This is a genomic window from Paenibacillus solani, assembly GCF_001277345.1.
GTDB lineage: Bacteria > Bacillota > Bacilli > Paenibacillales > Paenibacillaceae > Paenibacillus_AQ > Paenibacillus_AQ solani.
The window spans coordinates 92,993-115,390 of sequence record NZ_LIUT01000006.1 but is presented as its reverse complement, the minus strand read 5'-3'; the positions used below and the strand labels follow the sequence as shown (position 1 = coordinate 115,390).

General features: G+C 44.5%; 22 protein-coding genes. 13 read left to right on the top strand and 9 right to left on the bottom strand.

The features are described 5' to 3' along the window. Position 1: 1 nt before the first annotated feature. The 8 genes from AM231_RS21875 to AM231_RS21840 form a co-directional block, all read right to left on the bottom strand. Positions 2 to 1,162, bottom strand: a complete 1,161-nt coding sequence (locus AM231_RS21875; protein WP_054404503.1) for a glycosyltransferase family 4 protein — start codon at positions 1,160 to 1,162, stop codon at positions 2 to 4. Further along, positions 1,159 to 1,944 carry an SGNH/GDSL hydrolase family protein gene (locus AM231_RS21870; RefSeq protein ID WP_054404502.1) on the bottom strand — a complete coding sequence of 262 codons (786 nt, stop codon included), beginning with the start codon at positions 1,942 to 1,944 and terminating at the stop codon, positions 1,159 to 1,161. The genes AM231_RS21875 and AM231_RS21870 overlap by 4 nt, the downstream gene beginning before the upstream one ends. Position 1,945: 1 nt before the next feature. Continuing rightward, positions 1,946 to 3,358 carry an O-antigen ligase family protein gene (locus AM231_RS21865; RefSeq protein WP_054404501.1) on the bottom strand — a complete coding sequence of 471 codons (1,413 nt, stop codon included), beginning with the start codon at positions 3,356 to 3,358 and terminating at the stop codon, positions 1,946 to 1,948. 124 nt (positions 3,359 to 3,482) lie between these two features. Continuing rightward, positions 3,483 to 4,181, bottom strand: coding sequence for a sugar transferase (locus AM231_RS21860; RefSeq protein WP_053490384.1), 699 nt, complete (start codon positions 4,179 to 4,181; stop codon positions 3,483 to 3,485). 14 nt (positions 4,182 to 4,195) lie between these two features. After that, entirely contained in the window at positions 4,196 to 5,089 is an 894-nt protein-coding gene (gene galU / locus AM231_RS21855) for a UTP--glucose-1-phosphate uridylyltransferase GalU (RefSeq protein WP_053494017.1), read from the bottom strand. 290 nt (positions 5,090 to 5,379) lie between these two features. After that, a complete protein-coding gene (locus tag AM231_RS21850; RefSeq protein WP_054404500.1) occupies positions 5,380 to 6,024 on the bottom strand; it encodes a CpsD/CapB family tyrosine-protein kinase in 645 nt (214 codons plus the stop codon). Beyond that, positions 6,005 to 6,760: a YveK family protein gene (locus AM231_RS21845; protein ID WP_054404499.1), complete on the bottom strand. Its 756-nt coding sequence runs from the start codon at positions 6,758 to 6,760 to the stop codon at positions 6,005 to 6,007. The genes AM231_RS21850 and AM231_RS21845 overlap by 20 nt, the downstream gene beginning before the upstream one ends. 344 nt (positions 6,761 to 7,104) lie before the next feature. Continuing rightward, the gene (locus AM231_RS21840) at positions 7,105 to 9,075 is read right to left on the bottom strand and encodes a glycosyl hydrolase family 28-related protein (RefSeq protein WP_054404498.1); all 1,971 of its coding nucleotides are present in this window, start codon (positions 9,073 to 9,075) and stop codon (positions 7,105 to 7,107) included. Positions 9,076 to 9,278: 203 nt separating this feature from the next. Here AM231_RS21840 and AM231_RS21835 point away from each other — a divergent pair, with 203 nt between their 5' ends. From AM231_RS21835 to AM231_RS21775, 13 genes are all read left to right on the top strand, one after another. Then, the gene (locus AM231_RS21835; RefSeq protein ID WP_054404497.1) at positions 9,279 to 9,701 is read left to right on the top strand and encodes a VanZ family protein; all 423 of its coding nucleotides are present in this window, start codon (positions 9,279 to 9,281) and stop codon (positions 9,699 to 9,701) included. Positions 9,702 to 9,842: 141 nt separating this feature from the next. Next, on the top strand, positions 9,843 to 11,792 hold the full coding sequence (locus tag AM231_RS21830; protein WP_054404496.1) for an asparagine synthase-related protein: 1,950 nt from the start codon (positions 9,843 to 9,845) through the stop codon (positions 11,790 to 11,792). A 16-nt stretch (positions 11,793 to 11,808) separates the two neighbouring features. Further along, on the top strand, positions 11,809 to 11,934 hold the full coding sequence (locus tag AM231_RS28700) for a paeninodin family lasso peptide (protein ID WP_054404495.1): 126 nt from the start codon (positions 11,809 to 11,811) through the stop codon (positions 11,932 to 11,934). 98 nt (positions 11,935 to 12,032) lie between these two features. Next, a complete protein-coding gene (locus AM231_RS21820; RefSeq protein ID WP_054404892.1) occupies positions 12,033 to 12,953 on the top strand; it encodes a phosphoenolpyruvate carboxykinase (ATP) in 921 nt (306 codons plus the stop codon). Positions 12,954 to 13,201: 248 nt separating this feature from the next. Further along, a complete protein-coding gene (locus AM231_RS21815; protein ID WP_054404494.1) occupies positions 13,202 to 13,876 on the top strand; it encodes a Crp/Fnr family transcriptional regulator in 675 nt (224 codons plus the stop codon). Positions 13,877 to 13,944: 68 nt separating this feature from the next. Beyond that, a complete protein-coding gene (locus tag AM231_RS21810; RefSeq protein ID WP_054404493.1) occupies positions 13,945 to 14,160 on the top strand; it encodes a YgaP family membrane protein in 216 nt (71 codons plus the stop codon). Further along, complete coding sequence (locus AM231_RS21805; RefSeq protein WP_242615271.1) at positions 14,157 to 14,486, top strand: carboxymuconolactone decarboxylase family protein; 330 nt, start codon at positions 14,157 to 14,159, stop codon at positions 14,484 to 14,486. The genes AM231_RS21810 and AM231_RS21805 overlap by 4 nt, the downstream gene beginning before the upstream one ends. 375 nt (positions 14,487 to 14,861) lie before the next feature. Then, positions 14,862 to 15,365 carry a MauE/DoxX family redox-associated membrane protein gene (locus AM231_RS21800; protein WP_054404492.1) on the top strand — a complete coding sequence of 168 codons (504 nt, stop codon included), beginning with the start codon at positions 14,862 to 14,864 and terminating at the stop codon, positions 15,363 to 15,365. 5 nt (positions 15,366 to 15,370) lie between these two features. Then, entirely contained in the window at positions 15,371 to 15,931 is a 561-nt protein-coding gene (locus tag AM231_RS21795) for a TlpA family protein disulfide reductase (protein ID WP_054404491.1), read from the top strand. Positions 15,932 to 17,102: 1,171 nt separating this feature from the next. Then, positions 17,103 to 18,908: an ABC transporter ATP-binding protein gene (locus AM231_RS21790; RefSeq protein ID WP_131724790.1), complete on the top strand. Its 1,806-nt coding sequence runs from the start codon at positions 17,103 to 17,105 to the stop codon at positions 18,906 to 18,908. A 247-nt stretch (positions 18,909 to 19,155) separates the two neighbouring features. Further along, the gene (locus AM231_RS21785) at positions 19,156 to 19,743 is read left to right on the top strand and encodes a TetR/AcrR family transcriptional regulator (RefSeq protein WP_054404489.1); all 588 of its coding nucleotides are present in this window, start codon (positions 19,156 to 19,158) and stop codon (positions 19,741 to 19,743) included. A gap of 14 nt (positions 19,744 to 19,757) precedes the next feature. Continuing rightward, positions 19,758 to 20,528, top strand: coding sequence for an SDR family NAD(P)-dependent oxidoreductase (locus AM231_RS21780; protein ID WP_054404488.1), 771 nt, complete (start codon positions 19,758 to 19,760; stop codon positions 20,526 to 20,528). Between the two features lie 22 nt (positions 20,529 to 20,550). After that, positions 20,551 to 21,813 carry an FAD-dependent oxidoreductase gene (locus AM231_RS21775; RefSeq protein WP_054404487.1) on the top strand — a complete coding sequence of 421 codons (1,263 nt, stop codon included), beginning with the start codon at positions 20,551 to 20,553 and terminating at the stop codon, positions 21,811 to 21,813. Between the two features lie 135 nt (positions 21,814 to 21,948). Here the strand turns inward: AM231_RS21775 and AM231_RS21770 are convergent, their stop codons facing one another. Next, positions 21,949 to 22,170 carry a hypothetical protein gene (locus AM231_RS21770; protein ID WP_054404486.1) on the bottom strand — a complete coding sequence of 74 codons (222 nt, stop codon included), beginning with the start codon at positions 22,168 to 22,170 and terminating at the stop codon, positions 21,949 to 21,951. Between the last annotated feature and the right edge of the window lie 228 nt (positions 22,171 to 22,398).

Here is a 22,398-nt window from a genome sequence, read left to right as displayed (position 1 = left end):
ACTATCCCTTCAAGCTCGCTTTTCCGGTATTTAATCCCATTCCTAAGGTCCGGTTAATTAAATTCATGTACTGATTAGACATATTGCCCCAGGAATTCCTTCGGGCATCTTCCCTCGCTCTCAATGACATCGTTTCTAGTCTTCCTTTATTAGATAGGAGCTCCCTTAGCGCACTCACTAACGTCTCCGTATCATCGGGATCCTCCATTACAACCGCAGAATCATCCGATAACAGCTCAACGGCGCCGCATTTGCTGCTGGTTATCACAGGCAGTCCCGAAGCCATGGCTTCTAATATAACCAGTGAGAATGGCTCGTATCTCGAAGGGAATATGAACATATCAGCAAGCGACATGATCTCGGCAATATCTCTTCGGTATCCCAGAAAATGAACTCGCTGGGAAATCCCCAAACGCTCTGCCATGTGAGGATATACGCTCTTCTCTGCATTTCCAAGCACTAACAGATGGATATGATCCACCTGATTCAAAGCCTGAAGTACGGTGTCCAGGTTCTTCCTCGACGATTTCAAATCCCCGGCAAACAAAGCATAGGTTGTATTGACGTCCAAATTAAAATCCTTACGATTTACCGCCCGCGGATAGAACTCATTCAAATCGACACCATTCGAAATGACTGAAACCTTATGTGGATTTACTCTTGCATCCTGTATTAGTTCTTGTTTGACTTGCTCGGATACGGCCACGATCTGCTTCGTTCGTTTTAGCGCATGACGCTCCAATAGGGCATTAACACTGTTGTACAGCCATTGGTACATGGCTCTAGCGTTTTTCTGTTCATGATAAGGATGATATTTCGATTTCACCCAGGCACTATGAACAAAATGAATACAGTTAATATCCGATCTCGCGTAAGTTATGAAACCATTGACGACGACAAGGTCCAGTTTCCTTTGGTTCATCCAAATCCAACAGGCGGAAAGCCATGCAAACAGCTGGTAGCGTAACAGTGCGGTCGGGATTGTTCTGAGATTCATTCTTATCCATTCCACCCGCTCATGATTCTGCAGTTCGTCTGATAGCTCTGACGATATAATTACAATCTCATGTCCTTGATGAAGGGCTTCAACAATAACCTCGTAATTGACTCTTCCTTGCCCATCACCTTTTTTTACGGCATGTGTAACAAAACAGATATTCATTGGCTTACCTCTTTCATCACGTTGTTATTGCTCCAGAGAGAATGCTGTATGATGGTTTGCAAGAGTGTTTCGGCAATTTTGTCATGGCCCACTTCATTCGGATGGAAACGATCATAAAAATAATCATCCCATTTATGCAAAGCGGCAGACGAGTCACACATAAATATTTGATCACTGGATTTATACTGCTCACAGATCTCTCTCATTACTTCCCTGTATTTGCGCATCGATTCAGGAGTTCCCGGGAAATATCTCTCCTCAATGTCACCGGGGGTGAGAAATATGATCTTCGTTTTAGGACTGTGTTGCAGTATGGTCAGGACAAAATCCGTGGTCTGCCGTTTGAACTCCTCCAAACTCATCCACTGTTTTCCGCCAAACACTTTGATCAGGGATACCTTCACCCGCCACCGAAGACCTGATTCTATCTTTTCCAGCAATCTTCTCCTGAACCGTGTTGAATAATAGGCCCTGGGATCCATCCATCCCGGTCTTCTCCACCTTTTCGGAAGAAATCGCAGGTATTTCTTCTGTTCTCTCACGACCGCTTCGGTATTCCCATGGGCGTACACAATAATGTCCGGCTGCAATTCGAGTATGGTATTCTCATATTTGCTTCTCGACTCATTAATCTGCATGGCACTGGCCCCATAATTGATAATCTGAACAGATGGACAATACGAACGCCTCAGCTTCTCCTGAAGTAGATTTGCATAACTTGTATTGGATCTGGTGACGCCTAACCCTTCGGTTATAGAGCCTCCTAGACAAACGATTAACATTCTATATCTCCTCTCGTTTTGAGGAATTTGGCATAAGCGCTAGGGATACTACAAATAACAGGATAAACCCGCTCAGTCCGCGGATTACATTACTTGCAAAGAGAAGAAATAGAATAGCGCTGATAGCAGCAAAAGCGATGGGAGAATACATCTTCTCTGCTTTGCTTGACTTATACGTATAAAAAAAGAGATACCCTAGTATTGCAATTACAGCCAATCCCAAAGGAACTCCAAACGTATAGAACAAGTTTAAATAACCATTGTCAAAAGCAACTAACATATCGGTGTTTTTTGTGATTTTCGCTCCCAAGCCTGAACTGCCGAGGCCCTTCCCTAACGGATTAGCCAATAAACCGGAGAGAATCTCGTTCGAGAATATGAGCCTTTCATTAAAGGAATGATCCTCTTCCAAGGACCCAAAAGTTTCGATACGAGATGTCACATTATTAGCACCCGGCAGCATTGGAAGGATGAATGTGTACGCTAATATAATGATGACGGCCAATGCAAGCAGTCTGACCTTGCTTCTTAGCGCGGAACGGAGGAAGTAAGCAATGATCATAACTGCGTAAGCAATCCAGCCGACACGAACCAGGGTAAGCAGCAATGCAAATGCTACAATCATCACCCCGACTATTCCCAACGCTCTCCATCTCTTCTGTACGGTCATGATCGCGAGTGCCACAGCAAGAAATACACCTGCAGGTCCTGGGGAATTCAAAAATGAAAAGACCCGGAAATTCTGAGGCTGCGGCAGACCAATCGAATTCATATCCGCATTCATCATCCAGAATTTGTCCCAAGGAGGCAGGGCGATATACTGATATATGCCGTACGCAGCAACGATTACCGCTAGATAAGAAAGGCTTCTTAACCATCGATCCCGGGTGTCATTATCAAATGGACTTACACTGACATAGATGAAAACAAGAAACGGTACGACATAATTCAGCAGATCGTACACCGACGATAAGCCATATCTTAAAAAACCAAGACCAAACCCGTATAACAAGGCGGCCCCTATAATTTTCATAATTAAGCCCACTCTGCGATCGATCTGCTTCTTATTCTTCAAGATAGGCAAAAGCAGCGTCAAACTTACACAATAAGGAATAAGAGACACGATTGAGGTATCATTGTAGGACTGGACGAGCCAATCCATGAGCCGCCTTATCTCCGGGCTTACTACCCATACAAGCAGCGTATAAGGCAGTAATGATTTGGGCCTGTATGTGTAGATATGCACAGACATTAACACGCTGAGAAGAAGGAGCGTAAATTCCAGCAGCTTCGAATGAAGCGAATCGATAGATCCAGCCAGACCAACACTTAACCCAAGCGCAACGATCCCCGCCAGTTTCAGCAGAACCTGAATTGACAGCGTTACATTATCTTTTCTAAAAAGCCTCTCCACGTTATCCAACCACCCCATCTGCCTATTGACATAAGCATCGTTGAATACAGCGTTCAACAAACCTCATGATGACCGTCGGAACGATTGTATTGTGTTACAATTGACTATGATAAACCTTGCTCGATTAATAAGCTGAATTGGGAAATACGATAATTTTTACCGTTTTGAATAGGAGCTTAACGTCAAGCCATAGACTTCTGCGCTCGATATACTCCAAATCTAATGCCAGCATTTCTTGAAAGCTTAGGTTATTGCGTCCACTTACCTGCCACAGCCCCGTACAACCTGGAGTAACCTTTAGTCTCAACTTATCCAAGCTTGTATATTGCTCCACTTCTCTGGGTAATGCCGGCCTGGGCCCAACCAGTGACATATCTCCCCGGATCACATTCCATAACTGCGGCAGCTCATCAATGCTGGTCTTGCGAATTAGCTTTCCGACCTTTGTAATGCGCGGATCTTCTTTCATCTTGAACATAGCCCCGCCGACCTCATTCTGATCCAGCAGCTCCTCCAGCAGCTCTTCCGCATTCGAGACCATAGACCGAAACTTATACATTCGAAAGGGCCGTTCATGCTTACCAATCCTTGTCTGATAAAAAAAAACAGACCCCTTAGGGTCTTCTATTTTAATGATGATAGCTATAAGCACAAAAAACGGAATTAATATGACCATACCTATAAGCGCGAGAATAAAATCCATACCCCGTTTGGTCATGAGATACATGATCTTGGCCTTTTTCGTTTCCGGCACATAATCTGTATAAACCGGGTTCCCCTCAAGAACAACCTCGATATCATTTCGTTGCGGAGTGGGAGACACTTGCCTTCACCTCATTAGCGATTTATTTTACCAAGATATTCTCGTTCGAGAATGGCTTCCATACCTTGCAACAGCGGCTTGCGAAGTTCATCATTCTGAAGTGCAAAATCAAGTGTAGTCATAATAAATCCGAGCTTTTCTCCTACATCATAACGGGTTCCCTCAAAATCGTATGCATACACGCCTTGGCTCACATTCAATTTTTGAATGGCATCCGTCAATTGAATTTCTCCCCCTGCTCCTTCCTCTTGATGCTCAAGAAATTCAAATATGTCCGGAGTCAATATGTATCTGCCCATAATCGCCAATCGGGATGGGGCTCGATCCGTTTTGGGTTTCTCTACAAAATAATCCACTTCATACAACCGGTCGATTCGTTCCAGAGGAGCTACAATTCCGTAACGTTGGGTCTGATCCAAAGGCACGGTCTGAACTCCAATTACGGACTTTTGCAAGAGCTCAAACTGCTCCGCCAGCTGACGGGTGCACGGCACACGAGATTGGACAATATCATCTCCAAGAAGTACGGCAAAAGGCTCATCCCCGATAAAGTTGCGTGCACACCAAACGGCATGGCCAAGTCCCTTGGCTTCCTTCTGACGGATGTAGTGTATATCTACGTTCGAAGAGCGCCGTACTTCATCCAGAAGATCGAATTTCCCTTTGCTAAACAGATTATTTTCCAGCTCAAACGCATGGTCAAAATGGTCTTCAATTGATCGTTTCCCTTTACCGGTGACAATGATAATATCCTCAATTCCGGATGCTACCGCTTCTTCCACAATGTATTGAATCGTGGGTTTATCCACAATCGGAAGCATCTCTTTCGGCATGGCTTTCGTTGCAGGCAGGAATCGTGTCCCCAGGCCTGCTGCGGGAATAATTGCCTTTTTTACTTTCTTCGTCATCATCTTCACTACCCATCTCTATATATTATTTATACTATCGCCTTAATAATGGCCTCTATATTAGAAAAGCCTAGCTATGGGCTCTTCTGTCAGAACTGAAAAAAACATAGCTAATTTTTCTAACAAGGGCATTCAACCCGTCCTCACATCACACCCTCGACAATAATGTCTAAGGCCCTTAAGACCCACAGCGTGACCGAGTGTCTACAGTGAAAGAGGTGCAGTAGACATTACCTTGGCTTCTTCTGGCGGTTCCCGCCAGAAGAAGCCTTTATATTCCGTTCCAATTGCTATCTCGCTTCCTTGTTGATCACAATGCCCACCATTCGTGCATTCACGTGGTCCAGCTGCTCTTTGGCTTTTTTTAGATGGTCTTTCCTTACCTTGCCTGAAGCCACGATCATGACAACGCCATCGCACAAGGCGCTGACAATGACACTATCGGATACCGACAGTACAGACGGCGTGTCGAGAAGAATCACATCATATTCAGGTTTAAGCTGTTCTAATAGCTCCCGCATTACAACCGAATCCATCAATTCGGCAGGATTCGCAGGTACCGGTCCGGAAGGCAGGAGCGATAAGTTGCTGACAATCGTTTCTTGAACGGAATCTTGCACACTCGTTTGTCCGTTCAACAGCGTGCTCAAGCCCTGGTGGTTAGGTACGGAGAATACACGATGAAGCGAGGGTCTGCGCATATCCGCATCAATCAGAAGAACCCTCTTTCCTTCCTGTGCATACGTTACCGCTAAGTTGCTGATCGTTGTCGTTTTCCCTTCTCCGGTCTGAGTCGATGTAATCATGAGAGTTTTTAATTCCTGATCTTTGGAAGAGAAATGGATCTTCGTTCGTAGGATGCGATATACCTCCGATATAGGTGATTTGGGATTCATGGACACAATTAGGCTGCTATCACTGATTGAGCGTCGCATACGGACTGTCACCTACTTTTGTCTTTTGTATGGCTTTCATTCTGGCCGATTTCTTCAGGTCTGCTTTGCTCATCATGCCTACGACAGCGAGTACAGAAACATCGTCTAACGTTTCGAGAATTTCAGCTTCGGATTTCACGGTATCGTCCAGATAATCAAGCAAAAATACAAGCCCGACCGCCAGCATGAGTGATACTGCAAAGCTGATAAACAAATTCATAATGGGGTTGAAATTGATCGGTGCAGGCGATGCCGCTGGATCTGCCTCACTTAGAATCGTGATATTATCCACGTTCATAATGTGAGGGATCTGTTCCTTGAACACGGTGGAGACTGCATTTACGATTTCTGCCGCGTTTGCATAGGATGTATCCTGATAAATCAAGTTCATCACCTGCGAGTTATTTGCCGAAGTGACCGATATTTTGGCAGATAACTGCCAGGCACTCTCGCCTAAATTCGGATATTCTTCGACAACCTTATTCATAATGGCGGATGACTTAATAATTTCCTTGTATGAATTAATAAGAAAAATACTCGTTTGGATCGTGCTTGCATTGAGGCTCGCCCCTCCATCACCTGACGACTGGTTCACGATCAGTTTTGCATTCGCTGCATACACAGGAGTTGTAAAGTAGAAGCTTTTGACACCTGTCGCTGTGATTGCGATGATTACGATCGATGCGATCAACCACCATTTCTTTTGCAACACCCTAAAATACTGTTTGAGTTCCATTCGTTTGCAGCCCCCCTGCTCAATTTCCTGAAATGGTGCATATTCAGACTTTTCTACGAAAAGTTATTCCAATTTTCAAAAGCTTCTTCGATACAATCTGTATAATTTATATTCCATAATTTACGATACAATATGTATCATGTCAAGGATATATTGTGTAAAAACTGCATTTTAGAAACGAATTGTATCATTAATAGGGATGATAGCGCTTGCTTATCTTATTTCCATGAATCGTTGGCCCACCGCAAGAAAATCCAAATCAACAAAAAGAACCCATCTAGCTGATCGACGGATCAACGAAACGGATTCTTCTGGGCAATCACTGATATTTTTAACTTGAGATGTTATGGTAATGGTCTTATTTGTAAACTTCCATTGATCACACTCAAGTGGTATCTTCCGCCCGTAGCGGAGTCGGTTAAAATAATCCCATTCCCCGGACCCCCAATTTCCAAGGAATCTGTCATATAACTGTGTGAATATGGAGAATAGGAACCAACATGATCCCATGTCACCATCACCCCGGCAACGTAGATTTCTCCAATTTTCGGCAAGCCTCCTATACTGAACTCATACAATAAGCCTGTTTTGCTTGACAATTCTCTACCACGCAAGTGCTGCCAGTCCTTCGTCCTCCAGGTCAATGAATCATTAAAAATATATTCTGCATTCTGAGCTGAAATGCGTCCGATGGCTCTATAGGTGGTCGAAGTCTCATGTTCTGTTTCTAAAATAAAATATTGCATCGCTAAGTTCCGATTAGCGTCTCCCCGATACGGCAAGGTTGGCGCATTAAACTTTATTCGAATGCTCGGTGAATTGACACCATCCGGGGTTATTCTCAAGATCACAGGCCGGCTTCCAATAACCTGCTTCATCTCATTCGTGATGGGCACAGGCACTTGGTCGGCTGCAACCAGACTAAGGGAGGCGTTAGATACAATCCAATTAGATAACACTTCCGGATTTCTAAGCAGGTTTGGTGCCGAGACTGGCATCAATGTCCGATGTTCCCTTTCCTGCATCCGTGTTTGTAAATCAGCATTTCGGTACAGCGGAGTTACTTTCCTACGAATCACGGTTTCTGACGGTCCAAGCCCGGTTAGAACAGATCCCTTGTCACCCGTCAACGTATCAATATAAGCAGACCCCAATGCCCCCTGGGCGGTCGATTTCCTGAGCGTTCCAAGATCATCATTAATTACTGTCGGATCGGCAACGGTTCCAAACCAAGCGGCATATTGCTGTTTCTCAACATTGTTCCTCAAGCCATCCGGCAGTGAATATTCCCAACCGGCCGTGTTCCCGGTATAGGTGATAGTCGACCATGAGAATCCGAAACCCAAGATCCTTAGATTGGAAGTCAAGGATTTCGTCAGTAATTTTATTGCTGCCTCTCCGCACTGCTCGAACATGGTATTCATATAGATTCCGCTCAGTCCAACGACGGAAGACAAACGATTATAGTCATCAAGCCCGCTATCAATGCATTGATATATGGCATACGGTGCAAATCCAAGATGAACTCTATGCAAAAATGCACTAAAGCCTCCCCGATGTCCTGCGGCTAAAATCGTCCCCAGCAAAACCCCGCAGAATGCGCCTGATATGCCACCGCCTTGATAAAAATAATCCCCTGTATTGATCCGGCAATACACGCCAATCAATCCGTTCCATGAACATTCGTATGAGGATACATGTCCATTGTTACTGTTAAGCAGCTGCCCCACCTTCACTCCGGCAGTAGCAATATTCCTGAATATTGGCGTCGCTGATCCTGCTACTTCGATGGCGGCTGAACCCACAGCGAACATACTGTACAAGCTTTGTTCAAATAGACCTTTGTTAATCCACTTGCCGAGTTCTCTTGAGTTATATTTAGAAACACCATACACGCCGAAGTCTTCAAATACTGCTTTGATTCCAGCATTCCGTATTCTTATGCAAGGGAGTAAATCCGTCGTAGTGTCAATGGGATCCCAGATGATTCGCGTTCCCATCTGCCCGCCATCTATATAAGGCCCTACTCCAAAGATGCCGCGGCTATTGTTCTCTATAGTTTGTCTGATCCGATAGTCGCCGGCAGGTATGAACAATTTGTAACGCTTATCACACTTTGCCATCGCCGCTTGAAAAGCCAAGGTATCATCTGTTCGCCCATCTCCTACTGCACCGAACCACTTTACATTTATGCCACGGCTCATTAATTCTTCATCTAACAGATCGAAATTAAAGCCTACATCCTTCGGATCCATCGTATCCGAGGATGATGACCATGCATTCATCTTCATATGTTTCGTTTGTCTCTTGGCCATGTCATCTCCTCCTTGCTTACATAGTAGTGAATATAATGCAAATGTGCTTGATGTATATGCCCAGCTGTGAAGCAAGTCCCGCCCAAATATGAAACCCATTTCAAATGCATTCTTGAAAATCGGAACAAGGGTGCTATAATATAGAATCTATTGGATACATTTTGTATCATTAAAAGTCATCACTATCAAAAGGAGCTATTATCATGCGAATCATGCTTACATTTCTATGGGCTATAGCTCTGTTTATCTTCACTTGCTCTGTCAATTTTCATCACTTAATCAGTGATCACGTCGTCGAGTTTCAGTTCAACCCGTCTCCCGACTGGTCGGAGCTGCTGCGACAGGACTTCCAGTGGAACAGCAGCGATTGGAGATTACGAAAAATAGGCCACTTCTTCGGATTTTTCGTCCTTGCACTACTGGCTTCCAACTTCGGCAAGAGGAAATCGGCTTATTATTTGTGTGTCGCCTATGCAGGATTAACTGAAATTCTCCAGCTCTTCTTCTTTCGAGGCGGGCGTATCTATGATGTGATCAATGATTCACTCGGAATTCTCCTTGCTTATCTGCTCTGTCTGATTCTGCTGCGTAAAAGAATCAATTCACACCCAAGTATGAAGTCATAAATGAAGCTGATCACCCTTTTATCAGAAGATATAAAAAAAGCAGTTGATACAATTCGTATACTTGTATTATAATGACGGTGATACGAAATGTATCAAAGCTTATGACGTATCCGCAATGCGTTAATACGAAAGGATAATTCAATGGGTGCAATTGCTGGTATCTATCATATCCAAGGAGAACCGATTCCAGCGGACAGCAGCGAGCTTATGATGTCGGCATTGAGCAAGTATCCCGCCGATCAAAGCGCAGCCTGGCAGCAGGATCGCATCATGCTGGGATGTCATGCTCAGTGGATCACGAAGCAGGCTGCACTAGAAATATTGCCTTATTATGATCCACAGCGCGGGCTTGCCATCACTGCTGACGCGATCATCGATAACCGGGACGAACTTATGGATCAGCTCCAGGTGCCGCATTCCGAAAGATCATACATGACGGACAGCGAAGTTCTGCTCTTGGCTTATGAGAAATGGTCCGAGCGCATGTCGGAGCGATTGGTCGGTGATTTTGCTTTTGCCATATGGGATGAGCGCAAGCAGCTTCTATTCGGGGCAAGGGATTTCTCAGGCGCTAGGACCTTGTATTATCACCACGATGGGCAGCGGTTCTCCTTCTGTACGATGATGACCCCCTTGTTCGCTTTACCCTACATACATAAGGAGCTTAACGAGCGGTGGCTAGCCGAGTTTCTGGCGATCCGGGGTGTATTCGAACCTCCAGATACTTCAACCACTGTATATAACCATATTCAGCAGCTTCCTCCCTCCCACAGTTTCATCATTACGCAAAACCGGTTACGGATCAGCCGATATGACAGCCTTGCCAATATACAACCGTTACAGCTCCGTTCCTCGGGCGAGTATGAAGAGGCCTTTCGGGAGGTATTCCACAGAGCTGTAACTTCAAGACTTCGGCGATCGAGCCTGCATGTTGGAGCTCATCTTAGCGGCGGGCTGGATTCGGGCTCTGTGGCAAGCTTCGCTGCCAGAGCTCTTCGGCAGGAGAACCGCCCCCTTCATACCTTCAGTTACATACCTGAAGGCGGGTTCGAAGATTGGACGCCCAAGCACAGATTTGCGGACGAAAGGCCTCTCATCTGTCAGACGGTACAATTTGTGGGCAACATCAAGGACTACTACCTGGATTTCAAAGGACATAGTCCCTTTACGGAAATTGACGACTGGTTGGACATTATGGAATCGCCATACAAGTTTTTTGATAATTCGTTTTGGCTGCGAGGAATTTACAACCAAGCGCAGCAGCGCGGAATTGGGGTTCTCTTGAACGGAGCTCGGGGGAATTACAGTATCTCTTGGGGGCCTGCGATCGAATATTATGCGAGGCTCATGAAGAAGTTCAACTTGCTGCAGCTCTCGCGTGAGGTTAAACAATACAGCAGAAATATTGGTGTTGGCCGTAAACAGCTGTATTCCATCCTTTATCGCAAAGCATTCCCTTCCCTAGTAAAGGGCAGGGTATCCGGATCATCATCTGATTTTCCGCAGCTGATCAACTCGGGTTTCGCTGAGCGAGCAGGCATTTATGAGAAATTGCAGGATCCCTCCTTCGTGGGGATTGGATCAACGGATGATCTGCCGGCTGATCCGCTGGAAGCCAGAATCCAGCATTTCAATCGTGTTAATATGTGGACCGCTACCGGAGCGAGCGGCTGCAAATTATCACTACGTTATTCCGTATGGAGCCATGATCCGACCAATGATCTGCGTGTCATTCGTTTCTGCTTGGGAACGCCTATGGAGCAGTTCGTTCACAGCGGTATGGATCGGGCCTTAATCCGGAGGTCTACCGAGGGCTGGCTCCCCGACTCCATCCGGCTGAATCAGCGGACGAGAGGGATCCAAGCTGCCGATTCCATCCATCGAATGCGGAGCGACTGGCCCGTAATCATCGATGAGCTGGAGCAGTTGAGCCGCGATTCCAGAATGCAGCAGTTCATTAACATGCCTGTTCTCCAAGAGGCTCTAACGGAAGCACGCCAAGGATTAGACCCGAATCAAGCTTACGGTCCATCCATCAAGCTGCTTATGCGCAGCATCATTCTGTACCGGTTTCTGCAAACAAACTTTTGAAAGGAGGTGAATCCAAATGAAACAGGAATGGAGCGTACCCGTACTGGAAGTCCTTGACATGAATATGACAATGGCTGGTCCCGGAAGTGCAATTCCGGATGGAGTTCAGCCCGATCCGGATGAGATGGTTCACTACAGCTAAACAATATGGATTCATCTTTTAGGAAGTCAGCCCATATGCCCAGCTGGGTATATGGGCTTCCACTTTTATTCGCCATAACAAACAATGGAGTGAGGATCGTGACTCAAACCCTTAACAAAAACCTATATACGGCCTTCGGGCATTCCATACATAGCGAGATTCCCCTGCCTGAAGCACAGCATATGACATCACAGGATCACCCCGCCGATATTGTCGTTCGTTATGCCAATTTAACGGAGAAATGGTCGACATGCGCTATCCCCTCAAGATCCTTCTTCTGTACAGGTGATCTGGTCATGTTCAGGGTCCCTGATCTGGCCATTTTCGCCGTGGAAAACGGGACCACCATCTCCATTTCTCCAGAGGGGAACGCTGAAGAGGACAAACTTCGCCTATATGTGCTGGGTACATGCATGGGCGTTATTTTGATGCAGCGAAAAATTCTGCCCTTACACGGAAGCGCCATTGTTATCAACAACAAAGCCTATGGATTCGTCGGTCATTCCGGTCACGGTAAATCCACGCTCGCTTCGGCTTTCCTGCAGCAAGGGTACCCACTTATGACGGATGACATTATCGCGGTTACGCTGGATGATCGACATGTGCCTTATGTAACTCCGGCTTACCCGCAGCAGAAGCTTTGGCAGGAAAGTCTAGATGTCTTTGGCATGAATTCGAATCAGTTCCGCCCCTTGTTCGATCGCGAAACCAAGTATGCTATTCCCGTGGAATCCCACTTCGCCTCCGCCACGCTTCCCCTCGCCGGAATCTTCGAGCTCATCAAGACCGACTGCGAGCAAGTCAGCATACGGGAAATTGAGAAGCTGGAACGACTGCCACTTCTATATCGCCACACCTATCGTAAATCACTCCTGCAAGACAGCGGATTAACCAAATGGCATTTTGATATGACAGCCCGAATCTCGAGCAATATTGCTATTCATCAGCTTCAGCGTCCATCGAATCAGCCTACCGTACATCAGCTGACAGCCCTGGTCTTGGATACTATTGGGGAATAAGTAACCGCCCCTCCTTCCACGTTCTTAGAATTAATCCCTATAATTACTTACGTCACTCGCGATAAAGAATCCCCAATCGATAGGTTCGGGGATCCTTCTCCTGCTAAAAACTTCATTGATAGCGGTGACGATGTCACTCTACCCCTGGGCTAAAATCTAAAATTTTCTGAACCTTTCAATCGTTGTAAAACATATAATAGATAGCCCCCCTTGGTTTATGACATTGATCATCGATAAAGGAGCCCCTTATGAATCCTTCTGATATGGAACGAATCATCGCTATTCTTCCTTGCCTGTCCATAATTTCACCTCAAGATTGGCAGCGTGCCGAGCTCATGCCGGTCGGTCCCTCCACCCCACATGCGATTCGGGAAGGTCATGTCCTGCAGCACGCGATGTTTATGCTTAAGGGAAGCGTGCGCATTCATAAAATTAGCGAGCAAGGAAGAGAAATCACCCTATATCGCGTGCGCAGCGGACAGAGCTGCGTGCTTATGATGGCAAGTATTATGGGAGAGTCCGAATATGAAGCGAATGCATCAATTGAAGTGGAGAGCGAAGTTTTGCTTATTCCTGTAAACGTATTCGAAGATTGGATGGATCGTTATAAACCTCTGAGGCAATATATCTATCAGCAAATCGTTCAGAGAATAACGGCAGTCACCAGCCTTCTTGAGGACATTGCATTTAAACCGGTGAACCAGCGGCTTGCCCATTTCGTATATACGAATACGGAAGACGAAATACTCACATTGAAGATGACGCATGATCAGTTAGCCGTAGAACTCGGAACCGCCCGGGAAGTCATTAGCCGTGTTCTGAAGGACTTTCAAAACAAAGGAATCTTGTCGCTAACCAGAGGAAAAATCCATATCATCAACCGATCCGCTTTGGAAGAAATCATGCATCAGCATCTTGTGTGACTTAGTCACGGAAACGGGCTGAAGATACCGCTAAAATGGAGATAATTCCAATGATGCGGAGGTATGTTATGAGAAATGTCGGAGGTATCGACCGGTTATTCCGTTTAATTCTAAGTTTCCCACTTCTGTTCATTCTTTGTTATGTGGATAGTAACTGGAGATACATCGGTCTGATCGGACTTGTCTTTCTGTTTAATGCATTGACTCGAATCTGCTTCATCAATCATATACTCGGGATCAATTCCTGTACGATGAAAGATGGGAAAGGCGGTGTGACGCGTTGACCCATTACTATGATTCTTCAAATTTAAAGAAAATCCCAGAACTTATGCAGCTTGCGCCGGAGGCCTCTGCCTCGTTTCTATCTTTTGAAAAAGAGGTCTATCACACTCACACTCACACCCACATCCCGCTGAAGACAAAAGAATTGATTGCCCTGGCCGTAGCTCATGTTACAGGCTGCCCCTATTGTATCGATGTTCATGTGAAGAAATTCCAGCAGCTAGGAGGAACCCGGGAAGAAATTCTGGAAGCTGTACTCGTCGCAACGACGACCCGCGCAGGTGCCATACTTAGCCATGCAACGCATGCTTTACTGGCATACGACTAGACAACAACTTCCTCGAAGGAATCTAAGAATGTGAATTCTTCGCATGATCCCGAGTGTTTTTGTTAGGGTTGGGCCGATTCTGACACCATAGTATCTGCCAGTCTGGCAGAATAGCAGCATGATATGGAGGTGACCATTACAAGTGTAGTGATGGCCCTCTTCATTGTTGGCACTCTATCTATTTCATTTTTGAAACCCCATATTCGATTTTATATTCGAATTTATTTTAAAATTTAAATTTTAATTAATAAAACTCTTTAATTGTTTCCATATTATGCTATAATAAGGATTAATATAGCGATTAACCCTAGAAAATGTAATTATTTACATATCATATTCACTACATATCACTATTAAAATTTAGGGGGGATTTGGATGGATGCTAATTTGGTAGCCTCGCTTATTTTAGCTACCCTGCTATGTTATTCATTTTTAGCCAAAATCGTTTCATACTCCGACTTTAAAGCCACGATTCAAGAACTGAAGTTTCCCCAATTCTTCGCTTGGCTGGTTATTGCAGCGGAAGGGTTGGGAGCAATCCTGCTCGTAGTTGATTACACTCGCCTGATCGGTCAAGTTGCTGTGATGCTGCTCTTTCTTACTTTCTGCGGGGTGGCCGGCTTGGCCATTTATAGAAAATTAAACGTAAGTTGTAATTGCTTCGGTAAGTCCAGTGAAGAGAAACTGGGATGGGGGACTATTTCGAAGGTTACACCGCTCTTCCTGTTAACAGTAATCGGAGTTTCGGTTGATCACTCGCAATCGCTAACTTCTATGAATCTAACAGAGATCATTAGCTGCGTTGGACTTACTATTGGTATTTTGAATATGTACCTCATGTTGAAGAATAGAGAACTACTAGTAGAAGGAGGCTCTTGAATTCAATGAATCTATTCAATCTATCTTATGCATTTCTATGGGTTATGGTTGCACTACAATCGTACTTCATTATTCAGCTTGGACGAAAAATACAAGCCTCAAAAGGACAAGCACCTCCACTACCCGGTCTTATTGAGGAAGATCACGGGCTACCCCACGGTTTACGATTTCCTCAACTTCACTTTGAAACCGTTAACAGAGGCTCCATCGATTTAAGACAACTCAGAGAACAAAAACTCGGTTTCCTGATAGCGTTTACAGATGCAAAATGCAGCTCGTGTAAGTCACTCTACCCTGTATTGGAAAAATTCAACAAGCGTAATCCCCACATTCAACCACTCATTCTCATGATCGGTCAACAACCGGACATAATTGAGATCATTAAGCAATATGAACTAAGCATACCCGTAGCAAATATTGCCTCCCCTACACCCTTTGAAACCGGCATCTTTCCTTTTGTCTATTATTTGACTCCGCAAGGAGATGTCATTGCGAAAAGCGTCGTCCAGCACAGAGAACAGCTTGAGGCTCTGCTTGCTCAGACACTCACCTCCCAAGCCTCATAACCTACGATGATCGATCGGATTTAAATCTAAAACTCCAACTTCCGTCACATGTAGATTTTTGGAAAGGGGGTGAAACAATGTCGTGTCCTTCAAACGGTAACTACTGTGTTGCTCAGCGCTGTAGCGCAAATATTAATGATGTAAGGATCTATTACTGGTACTCCGGTACAAATTGTAAGTATGGTCAGGACTCCATTTGCGGCTGTTAAGTATTTCCATTAAAAATCTTATAAAGGTGGTAATGTCCATGTCTTGTCCTTCAAACGGTAGCTACTGTGTCTCTGAGCGTTGTGGTCCTAGCACTTATTCAGTAAGAATTACTTACTGGTATTCCGGTGCAAGCTGCAGATATGAGCAATCATCCTCTTGTGGTTGCTAATTACGTTTATTAAAAAAACTTATAAAGGTGGTAATGTCCATGTCTTGTCCTTCAAACGGTAGTTACTGTATCTCTCAGCAATGTTCTTTTAATACTTATTCAGTAAAAATTACTTACTGGTATGCCGGTGCAAATTGCAGATACGGACAAGAATCCTCTTGTGGCTGTTAAAACTTCACCAAAAAATATCCAATAAAGGTGGTAATGACCATGTCTTGTCCTGCACAAGGAAGCTATTGCACTTCTCAACGCTGTAGCGCGAATACTTATGACGTTCGAATTTATTACTGGTACGAAGGTACAAATTGCAGGTATAACCAAGAGTCCAAATGCGGCTGTTAAAACTTTATTGACAAATATCTAAATAAAGGCGGTTATGACCCATGGCTTGTCCTGTAAACGGAGACTACTGCACTACTGTACTCTGTCTAAATACTTATGACAGACGAGTTACTTACTGGTACGAAGGTGCAAGTTGCAGGTATAACCAAGTGACTAGTTGCACCTGCTAAAGCTTTTTTTAAAATATCCAATAAAGGTGGTAATGTCCATGTCTTGTCCTGCACAAGGAGACTACTGCGTTGCCCAACGTTGTAGCGGGAATATTAATGATGTAAGAATCTACTACTGGTACGAAGGTACAAATTGCAAGTATAAGGAAACGTCCAAATGCGGCTGCTAGTCTCTTAATGTACTTGGAATGATTCGATAGTAACAAACCAAAAAGAGGAGAGCGTTCGTTCAGTGCTCTCCTCTTTATTAATAACAATCTCCTATAAAGGTGAGGTCACGATGCAGATCAATCATTCGGAGAAAAACAAGGTTGTTTTCAGTGTATTCAGTCGATTCATGCCACTTATGCTTAAAGTCATTCCTGGTGCGACGATTCTGCTTATCTTGCTAAGAATCATGACAGCATTAATTCCTGTCGCCCAAATTTACATTGTAAAAGAATTAGTTGATTTGGTAACCTTACTATTCACACAACAGCAAGCGATCGCCTCTGATGTCTATTTCGTTCTGGGCCTGCAAGCGCTGGTTCTGATCGCTGATCGCTTCTTAAATTATTTAAACTCTGTTGTCGGTTTTCGTGCGCAACAAAAGCTAAAGTATTATTTCGAACAATTATTAATCAATAAAGCCTCCCAGCTGCCTTTAAGTTATTTCGACCGTCCCGATTATTATGATCAACTTGAGCGGGCTGCATTTGGTGTAGATGTTAAGGGCTTTAACCTGGTTAACCTCATACTAACGATTGGTTCAAGTATCATAACGTTAGTCGGATTAGTATCGATTCTGCTCTCGTTCCATTGGGTACTGGCTGCCATTGTACTAGTTATGATTATCCCTAACATTCTAGTGAATGCTCATTTTGGCAAACAAAAATACAATCAGGCGATGACTCAAACACCGGAACAACGAAAGGTTCATTATTTGCTCCGCATTTTACATAGCCGAAGTACAGCCAAAGAAGCACGAATTTATAATTATACACCTTACTTAACCGCTAAGTGGAAGGGCATCTTCTGGAAAACAGGGGACGAACAATATGATCTTCGCAAACGCACCGATAGCCGAATGCTCCTCGTCAATATCTCACAAATTTTATTGGATGTCTGTGTCATTATTGTACTCATTCTGTTTGGCGCAAGCGGCGCGCTAACCATCGGACACTATGTCTCGTTAACCCAAGCCCTTCAGCAAATTCAGTCCATCATTACCGGATTGGGTTACTCCATAGCCGCCGTCTACGAAGAAAGTCTATTCATTAATGAAGTCTTACACTTCCTTGATCTGGACGTTGAGGAATCTCAAAATCAAATCCATCCATTCCCTGAGAAATTAAAGACAAAAATAGAGGTCAAAAATCTCTCTTTCACATATGCGACGCATAGCACTCCACAGCTAAAAAAGATTAGCTTTAACATTTCGCCAGGAGAAAAGATTGCCATTGTAGGTGAGAATGGCGCGGGTAAAAGTACGCTTGTTAAATGCTTGCTTGGGTTGTATTTGCCCGATGAAGGCACCATTCTATTCGATGGGGTAGACATTCGCACCATCGAGCCCAAAAGTATGCGTCAAAATGTTTCCGCCGTGTTTCAAGATTTTGAGAGCTATCAATTAACGGTTCGCGAGAATATTGCCATGGGACACGCAAAAATAGAAGATGATGCATCCATTAAAGCCGCCGTGAATAAAGCTGGCCTAAGCGGATTAATGGAGAAGCTGCCCCACGGTTTGGATACAGAACTCGGGGCAATGTTCCACAATGGATACGAACTGTCCGGGGGACAATGGCAGAAAATAGCATTAAGCCGCGCTTTCATGAGAGATACGCAAATTGTTATTCTGGATGAGCCAACAGCTGCGCTTGATCCGAGGGCGGAAGCCGAAATCTATGATAAGTTCGCTACGCTATATGAAGGTAAGACAACGATTATGATCTCTCATCGATTGAGCAGCTGCAAGCATGCAGACAGAATTATTGTCCTGCATAATGGCGAAATTGTAGAAGAAGGAAATCATGATACATTACTAGCAGCCCAGGGTGCCTATGCCGAGATGTTCCATACCCAAGCTAAGCGATATGCTTCATGATTGGTTCGTAAAGACTACCCTATTAGCTTGCCGTGTCCAATCTTACATCTAACCCGACTCGTTCCATACGAGCGGGTTTTTGTACGTCCATGTATGTACGCGATTATATTCAAGCCACTCATATCTAATTTGGAATTATTGACATTTTTATGGAGTGTTGGTATCATACAGGAAACTCAAAAATAAATTTGAGTTTCCATAGACTTGTTTTTACATAGGCTTGTTTTTCACAGGAGGGAAATCGGGTATGGAGCTGACAACTGTACAGCATCAGCAGAAGATAGAAATTATGGAAAAGTATTTAGAGCTTGGTTTGAAAGACGGGTTTAAGAGCGTGCTGTTGGATCAAGTCGCTTCTGAATTAAGCATAAGCAAAAAAACAATCTACAAACTGTATACAAATAAAGAAGCATTGATCACGGCCTGCATTGACCATGTATTTCAATCCATCGACGATACGATTGCCCCGATCATAAGAGATCCGAGTATGGATATTATCGATAAGATCATCCGTCTGCTTACGATGGTTTCTGAAAAGCTGAGTTTCTTTACCATGCAGCAAGTAGGTGAAATTCAGCAGCTTTATCCGGATTTGTGGGAGCATGTGGTTCAAGAGCGCAATATTCGGCTGGAACGATACGAGATGTTGTTTGAAGCAGCCAGGAAAAAGGGGGTGATCCGGGACATCGACCCGAAAATAATCGTTCAGCTATTAATGCATTCAATCGATGAATTTACGAAGGAAGGGTTTATGAAAGAGCATAATCTGACTTATTCTCAATCCTTGTCCTTAATTACAAGCATTCTTTTTGAAGGCATATTAAAAACCGAATGAATAGGAGGCTTGGCATGAATGGAAAAGTTGTTCTGATCGTTGGAGCTTCAAGCGGAATAGGGCGAGTACTGGCCAAAAAATTCGCATCGCTCGGTGTCACTGTTATTGCTTCCTCCCGGTCAACTTATGCGCTTCTGGAGCTGCAGCATGAAATCCTTGAAAGCGGCGGCAGCTGCCATGTGATTCCCTGTGATATTTGTTCAGAGGCATCCGTCACTTCACTGATATCGGATAGCATCGACAAATTTCAGCGGATTGACATTGCTATTCTGGGATCCGCTGTCCAATATATCGATCGGGTTGATGCCCTTCGAACCGATGAATTGGAATTGATGTTTCAAACCAATGTTGTTGGCATCATGCGCTGTGCAAGATATATCCTTCCTCATATGCTGAGAAGAAATAAGGGACAGCTTGTATTTCTCTCCTCGATGATGGGAGAGGCTGCATTTCCACAGATGGTCCCTTACGGTGCAACCAAAGCAGCAATCTCCTGCTTTGCACGCGGCTTGCATCGAGAATTAAAGAATAGCAATGTACATGTAAACCTGCTCTCCCCTGGACATATGAACACGAATATAAGCTCACATCTAGGCGACCGCACTCCCAGTTGGTATGGCAAATCAGGCTCTCTGGATTTAGACAAGGCAGCAGAGGCCATGGTCAAAGCCGTCCTCGCCAACCGAAAGGACGTAGTTATCGGTCGCCAGAGCTATATGATGACTCAATTGATTAAGTACATGCCTGCGATCGCTAACCGAATTATCCATAAGATTACAACTTAATATAAAAGGAGGTTAACATAGGTTGATTATAAATCATTCCGTTAAATATGACGCAGACGTCATTATTGTTGGAGGGGCTGTGGCAGGAGCAGCACTGGCTTGTGCAATGGCTAAATACAATATAAGGACTCTCCTGCTTGATCGACGCAAAGAACCTGGCAGTATGAATCGCGGAGACGGCCTGCAGCCCCGAACACTGGAAATACTCGAACAATGGGGAGCTCTCCCAGAGTTATTAAAATATCCGCATGTAAAATCTTCTGGCATCGAGCTTCGGCATCCTGTACTTAAGACATTAATGAATATCGACTTACAACCTCTCACCTCAAGTAAATATAACTACATTCTAAACATTCCCCATCGAGATATTGAACAAGGATTATTAGACTATGCTGACAAACATGAGTTGATCCACCTTCAGCGCGGAATTATTGTTGAAAAGCTGTTATGGAATGAAAAAAACCAAGTGAACGGAGTAAGGGTAAAGCAGAGGAACGAGACTTTTCAATATACCGCTCCCATCGTCATTGCCGCCGATGGCGGATTATCTGGTATTCGACAACATCTTCAAATTGATGCAAAGCGAGCGTTATATCATCATGAGCTTGTTGTGCTGCATTTGCCAAGGCCCGCCTGGTTTTCAAACGAGCTAAGGACACTCGTAAACCTTCATCGTGACGGTGCGGTTGTCTTCATTCCTTTACCGGACCGGCAGATGCGCGTGACCGTCGTCGTCCCCTCGGGACAAGCCTCACAATGGCGAAAATTATCAGATGAACAGTTGTTTGAGCAGCTGCAAAAACGCGTCCCTGAATTAGATCAGGTCCCTGTACATCGTGAGGGTGAACATATCTACAAGATGTACCGAATGCATGCGGAACAGTATGTGAAACAAGGGGTAGCCCTCATTGGCGATGCTGCTCATCTCACACATGCAAGCTCTGGCCAAGGCATGAATATGGCTATTCAAGATGCCGATCTCCTGGGTGATCTTCTGCATCGTTATTTCTCCAAATCCATCTCATTAGAAAAAGCTTACTCCCTGTATGAACAAATTCGCCAACCGATCAATGAGGAGATTATTTCGCGATCCGACTTTATGTCTTCCGTCGTTTATACACCGAATAAACTGATTCACTCGTTAAAAATGATGGGCATATTCTCAGCACGATTCATACCTGGGCTCCGCAAAAAAATTAGCGGAAATATTGCTTGCGGCATTGCTGGCATAGAGCAAAAGGAAACCATTCATAAGTCGTTAACCCATGCCCTCGAACCTATATGAGCGTTTGTTTATTAACTACAAAAAGCCCGCTCATGGAGCGGGCTTCGATTTATAAGGGCGAGGGATACACAGGGATGATGAAGTCCCTCCTCTTTTTCGAAGACCAGCCTTTCAATTCTCAAATACAACCACGATTTAATCGTCAAGCGGAAGGCTCTCAATAGCAGTGAAAAATACGTCAAGAAGCTCCTTATCAAAGTTAGCTTTAACATGTTCAGATATTTGGGCTAATTCTTCCTCACTGTTATACTCCAGGCATGCACGCCCTTCACACCAAAGCACCGTGCAAGGAAAGTGCTTCTTCACATGCTCAATCACATAATCTTGTTCCACGCACTCCCGGATCGCTGCGCTCATGTCCCTCCCCCTCTCCGTTCATAAATACAGCCGCAAATGGCATTATCCTTATTGTTCAAATTTTAGATTATTTCATCGATGACATTTATCACATCCTGATCTAAAAAGTGAGCGTGCCTTATTGAGAATAATAAAAAGCCCGCTGCATGAGTGGTCAAGACCCCATTTAATAGACATTGAAAAAAGACCCTAGGCTATAAACTGCTTCCGGAACTCTACCGGAGGCAG